14 protein-coding genes are annotated in these 14,190 nt (G+C 67.5%); 7 read left to right on the top strand and 7 right to left on the bottom strand.

The genetic code is table 11. From position 1 onward, the window contains the following. Positions 1-109 precede the first annotated feature (109 nt). On the top strand, positions 110-739 hold the full coding sequence (locus tag KDK95_RS00115; RefSeq protein ID WP_212515852.1) for an SUKH-4 family immunity protein: 630 nt from the start codon (positions 110-112) through the stop codon (positions 737-739). Positions 740-747: 8 nt separating this feature from the next. Here KDK95_RS00115 and KDK95_RS00110 read toward each other — a convergent pair whose 3' ends face one another. The 3 genes from KDK95_RS00110 to KDK95_RS00100 form a co-directional block, all read right to left on the bottom strand. Beyond that, entirely contained in the window at positions 748-1,140 is a 393-nt protein-coding gene (locus KDK95_RS00110; RefSeq protein WP_212515851.1) for a hypothetical protein, read from the bottom strand. Positions 1,141-1,515: 375 nt separating this feature from the next. Continuing rightward, a complete protein-coding gene (locus KDK95_RS00105) occupies positions 1,516-2,163 on the bottom strand; it encodes a helix-turn-helix domain-containing protein (protein ID WP_212515850.1) in 648 nt (215 codons plus the stop codon). Between the two features lie 111 nt (positions 2,164-2,274). After that, a complete protein-coding gene (locus KDK95_RS00100; RefSeq protein WP_212515849.1) occupies positions 2,275-2,529 on the bottom strand; it encodes a hypothetical protein in 255 nt (84 codons plus the stop codon). A 122-nt stretch (positions 2,530-2,651) separates the two neighbouring features. Here KDK95_RS00100 and KDK95_RS00095 point away from each other — a divergent pair, with 122 nt between their 5' ends. Both KDK95_RS00095 and KDK95_RS00090 read left to right on the top strand, forming a co-directional pair. Beyond that, a complete protein-coding gene (locus KDK95_RS00095) occupies positions 2,652-3,461 on the top strand; it encodes a helix-turn-helix domain-containing protein (RefSeq protein ID WP_212515848.1) in 810 nt (269 codons plus the stop codon). Beyond that, positions 3,458-3,673 (top strand): DUF397 domain-containing protein, encoded by a 216-nt coding sequence (locus tag KDK95_RS00090; protein WP_249159940.1) that lies wholly within the window; start codon positions 3,458-3,460, stop codon positions 3,671-3,673. The genes KDK95_RS00095 and KDK95_RS00090 overlap by 4 nt, the downstream gene beginning before the upstream one ends. Positions 3,674-4,276: 603 nt before the next feature. Here KDK95_RS00090 and KDK95_RS00085 read toward each other — a convergent pair. After that, positions 4,277-4,720: an ATP-binding protein gene (locus KDK95_RS00085; protein ID WP_212515847.1), complete on the bottom strand. Its 444-nt coding sequence runs from the start codon at positions 4,718-4,720 to the stop codon at positions 4,277-4,279. A gap of 418 nt (positions 4,721-5,138) precedes the next feature. Between KDK95_RS00085 and KDK95_RS00080 the strand changes: the two genes are divergently transcribed. After that, entirely contained in the window at positions 5,139-5,654 is a 516-nt protein-coding gene (locus KDK95_RS00080) for an HIT family protein (RefSeq protein WP_212515846.1), read from the top strand. Positions 5,655-5,724: 70 nt separating this feature from the next. Here the strand turns inward: KDK95_RS00080 and KDK95_RS00075 are convergent, their stop codons facing one another. The 3 genes from KDK95_RS00075 to KDK95_RS00065 form a co-directional block, all read right to left on the bottom strand. Beyond that, entirely contained in the window at positions 5,725-6,135 is a 411-nt protein-coding gene (locus KDK95_RS00075) for a hypothetical protein (protein ID WP_212515845.1), read from the bottom strand. 604 nt (positions 6,136-6,739) lie between these two features. Next, positions 6,740-7,723, bottom strand: a complete 984-nt coding sequence (locus tag KDK95_RS00070) for a replication-relaxation family protein (protein ID WP_212515844.1) — start codon at positions 7,721-7,723, stop codon at positions 6,740-6,742. Positions 7,724-7,958: 235 nt separating this feature from the next. Further along, complete coding sequence (locus KDK95_RS00065; RefSeq protein ID WP_212515843.1) at positions 7,959-9,923, bottom strand: HEAT repeat domain-containing protein; 1,965 nt, start codon at positions 9,921-9,923, stop codon at positions 7,959-7,961. Between the two features lie 785 nt (positions 9,924-10,708). Between KDK95_RS00065 and KDK95_RS00060 the strand changes: the two genes are divergently transcribed. The 3 genes from KDK95_RS00060 (at position 10,709) to KDK95_RS00050 (ending at position 14,182) form a co-directional block, all read left to right on the top strand. Further along, positions 10,709-12,307: a site-specific integrase gene (locus tag KDK95_RS00060; protein WP_212515842.1), complete on the top strand. Its 1,599-nt coding sequence runs from the start codon at positions 10,709-10,711 to the stop codon at positions 12,305-12,307. A gap of 223 nt (positions 12,308-12,530) precedes the next feature. After that, complete coding sequence (locus tag KDK95_RS00055; protein ID WP_212515841.1) at positions 12,531-13,037, top strand: DUF4365 domain-containing protein; 507 nt, start codon at positions 12,531-12,533, stop codon at positions 13,035-13,037. Next, on the top strand, positions 13,034-14,182 hold the full coding sequence (locus KDK95_RS00050; protein ID WP_212515840.1) for a hypothetical protein: 1,149 nt from the start codon (positions 13,034-13,036) through the stop codon (positions 14,180-14,182). The genes KDK95_RS00055 and KDK95_RS00050 overlap by 4 nt, the downstream gene beginning before the upstream one ends. Positions 14,183-14,190: the final 8 nt, after the last annotated feature.

Raw genomic sequence — 14,190 nt, 5'->3', positions numbered from 1 at the left:
GAGACGAAATGGTGACTCAGCGAGACCGCGCGAGCGGTGCAGAGGTTCTACGCTGCGCCTACAGGTCTAACCGGAGGCCGGCACCGAGGACGTACGCGAAGGAGTCAGGATGCGCACCGACGACGACCGGCTCTACTACGAGACACCCGAGTGGACGCCGTACGACCCCGACACGCTCGAACACGCCGAAGTACCGCAGCACGCAGCCGACGCGCTCGGCGGACGAGGGCTGCCGCACAACGCGTACGAGATCTTCATCCGCGACTCGGTCCGGGAGCTGAATGGCGCCGACCTGCCGGACTGCGGACCTGCGGCGTTCCTCGCCAACTACACCGACGAGGACAACAGCTACTGGGTCAGTCTGACCGACGGCTTGGTGTGGATGCGCTGGGGCAAGGCAGACGAACCTGCCGACGACACCGAGCAGATGAACACTACGGTCCAGGGCCTGCAGGGCGTCCTCGCCGCCTGGTGCGACCTGAAGGCGACCGGCCTCGACGAGAATGCCGAGGAGGAGTACGAGCATGCCGTCAACGTCGCCGTCGTGGCCGCCGTCAGCAGCGACCCCGCGGCGTTCACGGACGACGACGGTTGGCGGCCGAACTTCTTCCCCGAACTCGAATTCACCCTCCCGCGAATGCTCGCCGGAGACACACAGCTCTACCAGCTCGTGCACCAAGACGAAACAGGCCACTGGGTGCTCAACCACCCGGGCTTCGAGGACGACGGCGAAGAATAGAAACTCAGCTACTCCGTGTCCGGGACGCGTTTCGGAGCCTGGGCAGGGCGCTGAATGTCGCGAACGTGGCCGAGCGGCACGCCGAGGGTGTCCGCCACCGCCCTTGGGCTCTCGTCGAGTTCGAGCATGCGGCCGATCGCCTGGTCGGCACGGTGTTCATGGCCGCCCGCGACAGCCTCGGCCTGAACCTCGAGGGCGGCGATGCGTTCGTCGGCGCGAGCGCGGATCTTCTGGGCCTTCGCGTGGGCAGCGGCTCTGGCCTTTTCTGCCTGTTCAGCGGCGTCGAAGTATTCGGCGACGATCTCGCTCAGCATCTCTTCGCGGCGGTGGAACTCTTCGGCACGTCTGGTCATCGCGGTCTCAGTCTTGCGCTTGGCCGCGGTCCTCGCCGTGTTCGCCATGCTCAGAGCCTATGGGCCCGGTCTTCGGGCTGCACCGCGTGTGGTCCGGGCGAGTTACTGAACACCGAGGCGGACGGCGACGACTGGAGCGGCGAGGGGTAGCACTTCGGCGGCTATGGCTCCGACGTGGACGAAGACGGCCCAGTCCGCGCCGACGGTGTCGCCTCGCGAGAGCGGGAGCTACCTGCGAAGCTTGTGCGGCAGGTTGACGGTGGCGCTCTGTAATCACAGGGCGCCACCATGGCACGGCGTCCTCCGAGTTCCCGGCAGCTCGGGCTGGGCCACGACACGATTAGCGGGCGCCCCGTGGGCGGCCGGTCGCTGGACCGCCTGAAGTCACCAGTAGCACGCGGACGCTGCCGCAGGATCGATTAGCTACGGCAGCACGCTGGCCTGCGGGATGACGATCGTGCGGGCGCCGGGTCGCGACTGCACGACCTGCTCGGCGTCCGCCTCGCTGACGTGATGGACAAGGTGTGCGTTGAGTTCGATTAGCTTGTCGTAGGTCTCAGCGAACACCGGCAGGACGGCTGCGAGCTGTTCCATCGCGTCGTCGACCACTTCGGGCAGCACCCTCTGGTAGATCGCTTCCACGCTCTGTCCGATGACCTGTGCCAGTGCGAGCTGGTAGTTGGGTGAGGGCATCTTGTGCAGACCGCGCTCCCACTTCTGCACGAGCCGTTTTGTGCACCGGTTGGGTACGCCCAGAGCGGCTCCGGCCTGGCGGAGCTCGAGTGCGAACCTCCCCTGGCTGAGCTTGAGGCGTTCGGTGCGGATCTTGCGCAGGCGGCGTCCGTCGAGCTGGACCCCGGCGATGCGGGCGCCCTGCGGGTTCGTGATCTCCAGCGTTTTGCAGCGCGCGCGGGGCGGGTCGGTGATGTGCCGGAACGTGACGCCCTCGACCGCGTCGAACAGGGCTTCGGGGTCGAAGCAGAAGTCCCGTGCGATCCGTGCGGGGTCCATACCTTGGGCAGCGAGGATGCGCGCGTTCTTCACGTGATCGTCGGTGAGTTCGTTGAGCATTGAAGTCCGTTCTCGAAGGGATGGGGAGGTGTCTGTGGTCGTGAGCTTTCGGTGACGTGGCTTGCCGCGGGTGCGCTCCGCGCGGTGCTCTTCGTCCCCTGAGCTCACGGGCTAAGGCTCGCGCCATATGGTCAAGGGGACCGCTTCGCGCACGCCGAGCGTGGGGTACGCGCCGTGAGCGTCGTCGGTGAAGCGGATCGTGTAGAGCGTCGAGGGAATGACCTTGTCCTCGACGGGTTCGACGCTCTCGACCCGACGCAGCCTGCCGAGATCGCGCATCCAGTCGCCGATCCGGATCTCGGACGGCCGGACGGTCAGCCTCTGAAGTCCTTGGTGTTCTGGGGCCTGGTACTTCGTGATCGCCATGTTCGGGTCCTCACAACGGTTGCGTCACGTGCCGTGAGCGATGTGGTACCTATCGTGGCGTCTCGCGAGTAGGCTGACAGCTACTCAGAACCCCACAAGCACAACTGTGTGGAGGCCAACCGATGCCTACCAAGCCGATCGACCCGGGCGAATCCCCCGCCGCCTTCTTCGCGAGCGAACTCCGACGCCTACGTGAAGCAAGCGGCTACAGCCAGAACGACCTGGGGAAGAAGCTCGGCTACTCGGAGCAGGCCGTGGGCATGGTGGAACTCACCCGCCGCACTCCAACCGAGGAATTCGCAAAAGGCTGCGATAGGGCGTTCGGGACGGACGGAGCCTTCGCACGCCTCTGGCCGCTCGTGAAGCGTGCGAGCGTGCAGCGCTGGTTTCAGGAATACGTCGAACTCGAAACGCGGGCGATGTCCATCCACTCATGGGACCCGCAGAACGTGCCAGGTTTGTTTCAGACCGAGGCTTACGCGCGCGAACTCATCGCCGCCTATCGGGGCAACGACACAGATGCCCTCGTCGCCGCACGGATGGCACGCCAGGAGACGGCCTTCGTGCCCGGCGGCCCGCAAATCTGGGCAGTGATCGATGAGGCCGTCCTCCGTCGCCCCATCGGCCCGCAAGCAGTGTGGTTGAACCAGCTTGCACGCCTCGTCGAGCTGGGCAGTTCGCCGCACTGCGTACTGCAGGTCCTGCCGTTCGCCACCGGTGCCCACGCCTGCTCGGACGGCGCCGTCATCCTGCTCGGCTTCGACGACGGACCGGACATCGCTTTCGCCGACGGCCCCGGCCAAGGCACGGTCGTCGAGCGCAGCGAGGAAGTGCGCGGCTTCCGCCTTCGATACGATCTCGTCAGGGCGCAAGCCCTCTCCCCGGAGGCCTCCTTGGGGCTGATCGAAGGCATGATCAAGGAGCAGAAATGATGGAGCACCGCGAACTGTCGAATCTCGCATTCCGCAAGTCCACCTTCAGCGGCGGCAACGGCGGCGGCTGCGTCGAGATCGCCGAACTCCCGGACGGCGGACGAGCCGTCCGGGACTCGAAGCAGCACGGCGCCGGCCCGGTGCTCTGGTTCACCGCCAATGAGTGGGACGCCTTCCTCAAGGGCGCCAAGAGCGGCGAGTTCGATAATTAGAGGGCGCGTGGCTTCCGGTAGTGCGTCTGACCCCGTGCGAAAGTTGTAGCAAGTCCGTCACCACCCGTGACGCCGCCGTCGGCCCGTTGTGTCTGCAGGCGGGACGAGCGCCGAGTGCTTCCGGTGCTCTCGCGTCCAGCGGCTCCGAGTGCCTCAAGATTGAGACCGTCGGCGCCGAGGACGTCGGGCGTCAATCCCGGATCGCGGCCGTCCGCCTTAACGGTGAGGCTGCGGTCCGTGCGCGAGAGTTTGGGCGACTCGCAGGCGGGTTTCGCCTAGCCGATGGGGGAGGGGGACAGGATCGGCGAGCAGAACAGTCGCGGAAGCGAGCTGTCCAGAAATGGGAGTCTGGCGCGGTGGCGATGCCGCATTCGCCGCTTCAGAACGCACGGGCGTTCGTGGCGATGATGCCGTTCGTCGCTCTGTGCACCCCCGGCTCTGCCGCCCGATCTGAGCGAGGACGCGCAGACGCTGTGCGCGATCGCCACTGGCATGTCGCTAGAACCGCGCCGCGCGACTAACGAAGGTTCCGGCGCGACGAGAAACGGCGAGCGACGCCTCGTAGACGACGCGCCACCCGCCGAACGCTGCACGGTTTGCCCGTCAGTGGTTGAACTTGGCGGTGATTGTCTTACCTCGCGCAGCGTGGACGCGGCTGACGGTCCCGGAGGCGAGGGCTTCGATGATCTCGAGGCCGAAGCCGTGGGTGCGCTCCGGCGCGAGGTTCAACTCGTTGCGTCGGGGCGGTTCCGTGGCGCTCGTGTCTTCGACCTGAACGTAGGTCGAGGCTCTGTCCGTGAACATGTGCACGCGGACGGGCCCGGACGTGTGCCGCAGGCCGTTGGCGGCGAGCTCGGTCAGGGCGAGCAGGACGTCATCGGTCATGCCTTGGGGCAGCCCCCAGGCGGCGAGGTTGGCTGCGGCGATGCGTCGCAGCGGAGCGAGCAGGTGGGTCTCTCCTGCGGGCAGCGGCACGCTCAGCGCCCTCCAGGGCGCGGGGCGCGCGTTCGGGTTCGGTTCGGATCCGGTGGGTGTGTGCGGGGTCATGCGCGGCTCCCGGTGTGATCGGGTTTCGGTCGTGCGCAGCGTTGCTCCGCTTCCGCCAGATGGCCATATGTGGATACGTGGTGCTTGATAATTCGCCGGTTTCGCCACGGCGCGTGGTGGCGTGCGGGGTGGTCCACGGGCGCGTTCCGCGCGACGCCCCCGCCGCCGGGGCGGTGCGGGGCGGACGCCCGCCGGGCGCCGCCGTCCCGGCCCGGGGCGCCGGGCTCTCCCCACCGGGGCCGTGTCGGCGCGCCGTGGCCCGCGTCGGGGCCGGAGCGGCGGCCGGGCCGGATAGCGGCGGGGGCCGGACCGGAACCGCCGCGCCGCGCCGGGCCCGGGGCGGCGCCGTTTCGGGATCTCCGGGCCTCGATATGCCTGGCCCAGCCGCCCATAACCGATCGCGCCTACGGTTTTCAGCATGCGAACGAGAACGATCGACTCCGAGGCGTACGCTGCAAAGCTCCAAACGGACAATGCGGCCGGCCGCTGCTTCATATGCGAGCTGACCGACGAGGCCACTACCCCCGAGCACGAGATCGTGGCCTACCGCGACGAGCACTGCGTCGTCTTCTTCCCGCCCTGGCCGCGCCTCTACGGCTACTGCCTACTCTCTCCGCTGCGGCACGTGACTGGAGTCGTCTCCGACTTCTCCGAAGACGAGTACCTGATGCTGCAGCGCCGCGTCCATCGCCTCGGCCGCGTCCTGTCCGGGCTCACGGCAACCGAGCGGCTGTACGTCTACAGTTTCGGCAGCATGCAGGGCGTAGCCCATGTCCACTGGCACCTTGCTCCGCTGCCGCCCGGCGTTCCGTTCCACGAGCAGCAGTTCGCCGCGGTCGACAAGCCCGAGTACCTCGAGATCCCGCAGCCCGAACTGCACGACCTCGCCCGCCGGATCGGCGCCGCGATGGCGGCGCTCAACGAAGACGCCTGACACCATTCGCGCCGCCACGGTCGACCCGCCTCGCGGCGGCCCGTCAGCGGCGGCGCGGAAGGCTGGGGGGTTAGGCCTGTCCGGTTTGGCGTTCGGCGATGACAGGCAGGGCGCGCGCGAACGACGCGAGGCTCTTGAACTCCTCGCCGGTGAGGATCTTGTTCGCGATGTTGAAGGGGAAGCCGGTTACTCCGAGCGCGGAGATCCCCGGCGCTCCGGTCGAGGATTCGTGCTGGATCCACTGACCGTTGTAGGCCCTGATGACCACCTCACCGGTGTAAGCGCCGATCAGCTTCCACCAGAGGTCGAGACGCTTCTCGCCGAGCGGGCCGTCGGCGAGCAAGTCGACGCATACGGCATCCAGTTCGGTGAGGCTCTCGATGCTCCAGTCCAGCGAGCGGCCGAACTGCTCGGCGACCAGCTTCACGCACTCGGTCGCGATCGGCTCCAGGCTGATCGCTTCGCTACCCCCACGGTTCATGGCGTCGATGGTCTCAGTCGCCGGGCTCGTATCACCACAGGTTTCTTCTCCCGCTGCGCTGCCTGCCTCGGGCTACGCCGACGGCCTTGTGGGCCTGGGCGAAGCACGTCGGCGCGACGGCACCAGCGTCCTTCGCGCCGACGGCTGCCCGGGCCCGCACCGGCCGCGCACGCCGCCGTGCCCGCGAAGTCGACGGCGTGTATGTGATCACCGGGGCGGGTTACGGCGGCGTGCGCGGCCGGTGCGGGCCCACGTGGGGCCCGGTAGCCGCCTGAGCGGACCACGACCGCAGAACGGGGCGAAAGCCCGCGAGGGGGCGCGTGTGGGCCGCGCCCGCACCGGTCGTCGCCGCATGCGGGGCGGGGGTCGCGCGGTATAGGGCGTATAGCCCTATTAGCCTGCCGCATGTCATCACGGGAACTCGGCGACGACCTGCGGTTGTGTGCGAAGCAGGGCGGATGGGGTTGGACGGGTCGGTGGGCGAAGCGGTGGGCGGAAGGACGGCTGGCTCGAAGGACGTCGAAGGCCTTCTCAGGCTCGCCCCACCCCAGGTGTGTCGAGGTCGCGTGCGGTACAAGCACGGAGGTCTCGCTGTCGACGGGACTCAGGGTTGATCCATGGTCGGTGCCGGAACGTACTCATCGTCCTCATCGTCGCCTCCGGTGAGCGGTTCGAGCAGGCGATAGCCGACCGTGGTGAAGATGAAGCCCAGCGCGGACAGCGGGGAGCGCTGGCCGGCGTACACGGGGGCTGGAAGGTGTTCGTCGCTGACGATGCGCCATACCGCCGCGCCGAGGTCGTCGCTGGTTGTGGTGGCTACGGGCACGGTGCACGGGATGTGGTGGGTCTTGGCGATCACCTCGTGCAGGCGGGTCTCGCGGGCTGTGTTCGGCACGCGGACCAGGACCGGATAGTGGCCCCGGTACTCGTGGGCGAAGTTCTGGTAGCCGCGCAGCTTCCGGGCGAGTTGGTTGATCGATTCGCTGCCGGTGTCGTACTCGAAGAACCATGCGAAACGGCTCTGCTCATCGGTCGGATGCGCCGTGCCGGAGGTGAGCGCGTAGGCGTCGGCGCGCACTCCCTCACGGTGGTATGGCGCGATGTCGCCCCAGCGTCGCATGCAGCTGAGTGCTCCGAGCCAGGCGTGCAACCGGACATCGGGCGAGGTGCGGTGGCGGGTGGCGAGGCGGACCATCGCGGTGTTGCAGCCGAGGGTGTGCGGCAGGTCGCGGCGTACCGCTTGGCGCAGGAGCACGCCGCGGTCATAGCGCAGCTCCTTCATCGTCGTGTCGCGTTCGCCGGCCACCAACTGGGCGCCTTGAGGCCCGAGGGTGTACAGGTAAGGGCTGGAGCCGTAGACGGCCGGGTTCGCGCGGGAGCGGTCGACGATGCCGAGTTCGGTCAGTTCCGCCAGCCGCTGATTGGCGCGGCGCAGCGTGGTGAATGCGAGCCGGGCGATGTGCTCGGAGGTGAGCACGCGGTGCTCGAAGAGCATCGTGGCCAGGTACCGGTCACGCGGGGTGGTGCGGAACACCAGATACGGAAAGCCCGTGTTCGGGGCGGGGAAACGGCTGGTGGCGCGGGGCATGTGCGAGTCTCCTTCGATCCGGTCATCGACGGAGAGCGGAAACCGGCTCGGGAACGATCACGCGGCTGCGCGTACGGTGCAACCGCTGGTCGTCGCTCGTGGTTTCCCCTCCACCTAGATACAGATCGGGAGACCCGTTTTGTCACAGATCCGACCCTAAGAGTTGCCTGAATTTTTCCGCTAAGCCGGATTTCGCCCGAATCGGGATCGCGGCCTACCGGGGGCTGAGCAGCGGTTAAGGGTTCAGGGCCGCCTGGGCGAGGGCGACTGCTTCGTCGTCCTCGGCCAATCCCCTCCACCCGCCGGAGTAAACCAGCCGCTCCGGGCGCGCGATCATCTCCTCGAGCAGCGGCCGGAACCGTCCGGCCGCCTCGCCGAGCGCCGGCAGATAGCGCAGGACCTGGCGGCTGACGGGGAGCTGGCGTCCGCGGCGAACAGGCTCGAGTGCAGCGTCGAACACCTCGATGCACAAGGCGGGGTCGCCGGTGATCCGCCAGTGCGCGTGGGCGGCTTCGACGCCCGTCCAGCCATCCCAATAGCCGTGATTGGCGTTGAGAAGTTCCGCGATGCCGGCCGCCAGCGCGCTCGCGCGGGGGCCGAGATCGGCGATCTGCCGGAAGAGTTCGTGCGGCGTGGAGATGCCCTGATCGAGGCTGACTGTGCGCAGGAACGGATCGGCGTCGCCGGTCACCCGGAAGTACGCCCACGCCGGCGTCGCGGCCTCGCGTGCGGCGGCGTTTCGCGCGGCTGCGGTGGCGAGACGGCGTAGATCCTTGGCGGCTGCGGACGCGTCCGGGCCGAGTTGACCGAGGACTCGGCACGCCAGCGCGCGGTGTGGGGTGGCCAGCAGGGCCGTGAGCTCGGGCAGCGCAGCCTGCGCGGGTCGGCCGTAGGATGCGAGGACTTCGGTCAACGTGTGCAGGGCTGGGACGTCTCTTTCCCGGGCGAGGCGTCGCCGCATCGCCGGTATCAGCGCGTCTGCATGCCGTCTCATCGGGGTCAGGACGTCGGCGAGACCGGGCAGATCGGTGAGCATGAAACCCGGAGCCGAGTAGTGCATCCGGGAGACCCGGAACCACGCGGGATCGCCCTCGACCGCGGCCGTGAGGTGAGCGAGGATCCGGGCATCCCCGAGCCGCGCGAGCGCCCAGATCGCGCGCGTGACGACGCCGGGTTCCGGGTCGTCGAGCGCCGCCGCGAGACGGTCGGCGAACGGCACGGAAGCCTGTCCAGATGCGGCCATGAGATGGGCCGCACCGGACCGGGCGGCGGGAAGCGGATGGTCGAGCAACCGCGCGATATCCGGCAGCAGGTCGGCGGTGGCCCGGCGTGAGTGGTGCATCAGCGTGCTCGCCAGCGTCAGCGCCGTCTTCGCGTCGCCAATGCGCGCGCTTTCCAGCGCCCACGAGCACAGCCGCCGCTCGAGATCCCTGCCGTTGAACCGGTGCGTGACCCACACGGCGAGATCGTGAGATGTCGCGGCACCTGCCACGTAGTCGCGGGGTACGAGCGCCGGGTCGGTCAGCGCGTCGAAGACCTCTGAAGATGCCACGGTGCCGGGCAGCGCGTTCGCCCGGGCGATCAACCCGGCGAGCCGGAGGCGCTCGTCGTGTGCGGCGGTCTCCGCGATCCACGCGGCCAGATCGGTGCGCTCCTGCGGTGGCAAGTGGTCTGCGATCTCGCCCAACGTCGTCATGAGCACGACACGCAGGTGACGGTCGGTTTCGACAGCGAAACGGCGCCGCAGCGCGTCGACGATGGGGCCGGTTCCGGTGCTGTAAGCGGCCAGCAGGTCGATTACGGTCGCGCGCACGAGGACGTCCGTATCGTCGAGGAGCGCGATGAATCTCGGCAGCGCATTCCCCATGCTCACGCGCACCGATTCGGCCTCGCTCCGCGAGCGCCATGGCTCGTTCAGCTCCCCGAGCAGGCTTGCGAAACTCGTCAGTATCTCCAGCACCAGGCGCCGATGGGCGAACGCGGGTTCGCAGCCCAGGTCGATCAGGAACGGCATCGCCGCGGCGGCCGCCGAGTAGACGCAGCCGCCCTGATGGTAGAGCGAGACGTCGAGTTCTTCGATCGCTTCAGCATCTCCGTCGAACGCCGCGCGAAGCTGCCCGGGGGTATCGGTCGCGCGTCCATAGGCGTGCGTCAGGCTCGACCAGTCGATGTCGTCTATCCCAGCGAGAATCTCGGCCATGGGCGACCACGGTAGGTAGCCGAAGAGCGAGCGTGCAACCGGAAAATCGCCACAAGACTGCACTGGAATGCGCTGGTGGCCGCTCGAATACGCAAGGCCCTCGGCGCTGTCGAACGTAGCGGTGGAACGCGCTAACGGATACGAGACCGACAGGACCCGGTCGCGCTGTCAGTCCGCGTACCAACCAGTCGGCGACGATGATCCGCCATTCCCTCGTCCAGGACCGGGCCCACGAAGAGGACGGTCGGTACCGAGGCGACTCTGCCGACGGCGCACCTCTCCGGCCCGGCAGGCCGGCGCAGGGCGCAGAGGAGGGACGGACGAGTGGTCGTCGTCATGGTGGCCAGTGCGATGCCGCGCCCCGCGGCGCCGCAGGGGCTCGTGACCGTTCGGGTTCTCCTTGCGCACCACGGCGATGCCGATAGCCAGTCGGGGCTTCGACGTAGCAGGCGCACACCGACAGCGGCCTAAAAGATGCTGGTCAGCGCTCATGTTGCAGCTTCGGCCCGACGGCGGGCGCACCCGTGTAACAGCGGCCGCCGGTTTTCTTTGCGATCTATCTCACGCCCGTTTTTTGCCGAACTGTGTGACAAATGGGGGTGCCCGATCTGTATATATACGTGACGGTTTTCCCGGGGCGTGGAGTGGCGTTCATCGAGCATCTTCACGCGACCGGTTGATGCCCGCCGGGTCGGCGAGCGTCCATGGCGTCCGACGGCGCGAATCCCTCAGATTTTCGGGACCGCGCCCACAGATTCCCGCAACGGATGAAAGGCGAACGGGCGATGACGGCGAACAAGAAGCTGGCCGGAACAGTCTTCAAGCGCTGCTCGTGCACCCGCACGGCGCACCTGCAGGATGGCACGAGCGAGACCAAGCCGTGGGGCAAGGCCTGCCCCCAACTGACCTACAAGGACGGCCGCTGGGCGAAGGACCACGGCACCTGGCGCTTCCAACTCGAGGTGCCCACCAGCGACGGCGGCAAGCGCGAGCACCTGCGCGCCGGATTCCCCACCGAAACCGAATGCCGCGACACCCTCGCCCAACTCGTCGCCCTGCTCCGGCTCGCCGACCTCGCCGAGGACCCGAACCACGCGATGCGCGTGATCGCCGCACGGATCCGCGCCGCCCTGAAGGCCAAGACCCCGCTGCCGAGCGAGGACGAGCTGCGCGGCAGGCTCACCCTCGGCCAGCCGGTCGAAACCGAACTCACCCTCGGCCGCTACCTGACCGAGTGGCTCGAGACCAAGGCCGACCTGGCCGGCGGAACCTTGATGGGCTACGAGATGCACATCCGCGTCCACCTGATCCCGCACCTCGGCCACATCCCGCTCAGCCAGCTGCGAGTCAGCCACATCCGCGGCATGGTCACCGCGATCGAGGCACAGAACGCCGAACGCCGCGCCGCGGCACTGCGCAAGTCCGTGCTCAAGGCCGAGCTTGCACAGGCTGTGGAAACCGGAGACCGCGAGCGGGCCAAGACAGCCCGGATGAAGCTCAAGGCGCTCGGCCGCCCCGAGGTCGAGACCGGCCCCACCACCGTAAAGCGGATCCGCGCCACACTCTCCTCCGCCCTGTCGGACGCGGTTGCGCAGATGCTCATCCCGGTCAACCCCGCCAAACTCCTGCGTCTCTCGGGCGGGCGGCGCCCCAGGGGCCTGGTGTGGACGCCGCCGCGCGTGGTCGCGTGGCGCAAGACCGGCGAGAAGCCGAGCCCGGTCATGATCTGGACGGTCGAGCAGACCATCGACTTCCTCAAGGCCACCCACGGCCACCGCTTCGCCACCGCCTACCACCTGATGGTCTTCACCGGCATGCGCCGCGGCGAGACCGCCGGACTGCACTGGCGCGACGTCGACCTGGACGCCGGCGAGCTGATGGTCACCTGCCAGATCGCCCAGATTGGCTGGCGCACCGAACTCACCCAGCCGAAGACCGAGGACTCCTACCGCACCATCGCCCTGTCCGACCCGGTGATCGAACTCCTGCGCGCCCACCAGGAAGCCCAGGACAAGCAGCGCATCGAGTGCGGCGACAGCTGGACCGACACCGGGCTTGTGTTCACGCACGAGGACGGTACCGCCCTGCACCCCGCGCAGCTTACGTACGAGTTCTACAAACTAGTCGCCACCCACGAACTCCCGCCCATCCGCCTGCACGACGTCCGCCACGGCACCGCCACCCATGCCTTGACCGCAGGCATCGACGTCAAACTCGTCCAAGACCTGCTCGGCCACTCCACCTCCAGCTTCACCCGCGACACCTACCAGGGCGTCGCCGACGAAGCCCGCCGCGCCGCCGCGGCGAGGCTCGCCAAGCTCCTCGGGCTTGCGGCCGACGACGGAACGTCCGATGGTTCGACGACCAGCGAGACGTTGAGCTAACCCGGACGGCGAACGATCGCGAGGCCGGGCTCCGGAAGCCGGAGCCCGACCTCGCGGCGTCCAGCTGCGATTTCCGTCGCCAATTGGCACGGCGCGTCGAATGTCTGCGCGCTCCCCATAGCTCCCACCTGCATGTTTCGGCACCTGTATCAGGGTTATGTACTCAGTGCGTTCGAGTGGTGTCGTCCCCCGTGCGTGCTGGAGTCGAGGGAGGGGGTGCGTTATGGACGGGCAGAGCTGGCAGAAGGAGCAGATCAGTAAGGCTTTCGTGCTTGCGATTGCGTCGCAAGCAGGCGTCACGATTGGCGAATGGAACGTCGACAAAGACGGAGTCGACGTCACGCTGCGGAAGCGGCAGTTAATGGTGGACTTCCAGCTGAAGTGCACACGGTCGGCGCGAAGCGTCGGCGGCGACTACGTTTTTGATCTGGATCTGCCGACCTACGAGAAGCTCGTCGACCCCGACAGGTCGGCGCCAGCGTACTTATGCCTCGTCATCGTCCCTCGTGATCTCGAGGACTGGCTGACCCATCATCTGGAAGCCGTCGAGTTGAAGTGTCATGGTTACTGGACGCTCATGGAGCCCGGCCAGCCGCCACCAGGTCGATCTTCAACTGCGGTACGGTTGCCCCGCCTCAACCGTCTTGACGGCACGTCCTTAGAGCGTATGTTCGAAGAGTCAAGGCGGATGCGGCTGTTGGAGCGGATCACGGAGGGAGGTAGGCCGTGAGCGCACCCACTGTGATCCCTGGGAGCGGTGAGGTGCTCGCATACCTCCGCCACACAGGGTGGGCTCAATCCGGTCGGACCAGAGTCGCAGAGTTCTGGACGCGGCCGGACAGCGAAGACTTCGAGCTTCTCGTGCCGCTGATTCAGTCGGCGTCTGACTATGAGAAGCGTATCCGTCTACTCGCCGACGACCTCGCCCAGATCGAGCACCGCGACCCCGCGCACATCCAGCAGGACATCGCCCACGTCTACGACGACGTCACCGACCTTAGGGCGCTCGGATCGGACACGGACGATTCGATCCCACTGCAGGCTGGGATCAACATCTTCAACTCCGCTCGACGTCTCGTCGTGGCCGCAGCATCGGCAACTCTTCGCAGACAGTCGCATATCGGCAGGAGCGTGCAGGCGCGAGCCCGCCAGCATGCTGATCGTGTGCGCTTGGGGCACACCAAGCGTGGCTCCTACATTGTGCCGATCATCAGCAGGGCCCGTCCGCCGGAGCTCGATCCGAGAGCCGATACGCCCCCGGTCAGCGCGGAGATCGAGGAGTCCCTCTTCGACAGGCGCGTGATGGTCACGATGTCTCGGGCGCTCGGAACACTGGCTGATATGGCCGTGTCGCGCGAGACCATGCCCAGGCCGGCCGAGGTCACGGAAGCCGTGGGCCAAGGCCTCTCATACGAGCTTTGCAAGGCTGTGGTCGATGTGCTTTCGCCAGGCGAGCTCGATGCGCTCGACGTTACGTTCAATTGGGCGCGAGCAGCATCACCGCCGATCAACCCGACCGGGACGCTCGTCTTTCCCTCTGAGTCGGTGCGACCCCTCGACGAGATCGCCACGCAGCTTAGGACCCTGCCGCGTGAGCGAGAAGACATCATCTTCGGTGTGGTTCAGGACCTCCACGACGCAGAAGACGAGCCCGACACGACCATCGGGGTGAAGACGCTGGTTGAAAGGCGCGTGCGTACGGTGTGGATCACTTTGGACAAGGCCTCCTACCGCATCGCGCTTCAATGTCACACGAACAAGCAGCGCGTGGTCGCCCGCGGAGTCCTTCGCACCCCGCCCGGGCGGCGTGCCACGCTCATCCCGAGCTACTTCGGTCCCGAGGACACGCTGATCTCCGCGCTCCCCGACTCTTGAGACCTCGA

Origin of the sequence: Actinospica acidithermotolerans (assembly GCF_018139625.1) — a bacterium.
In the GTDB taxonomy this organism is placed as follows: Bacteria; Actinomycetota; Actinomycetes; order Streptomycetales; family Catenulisporaceae; genus Actinospica; species Actinospica acidithermotolerans.
This window is presented reverse-complemented; position numbering and strand designations above follow the sequence as displayed.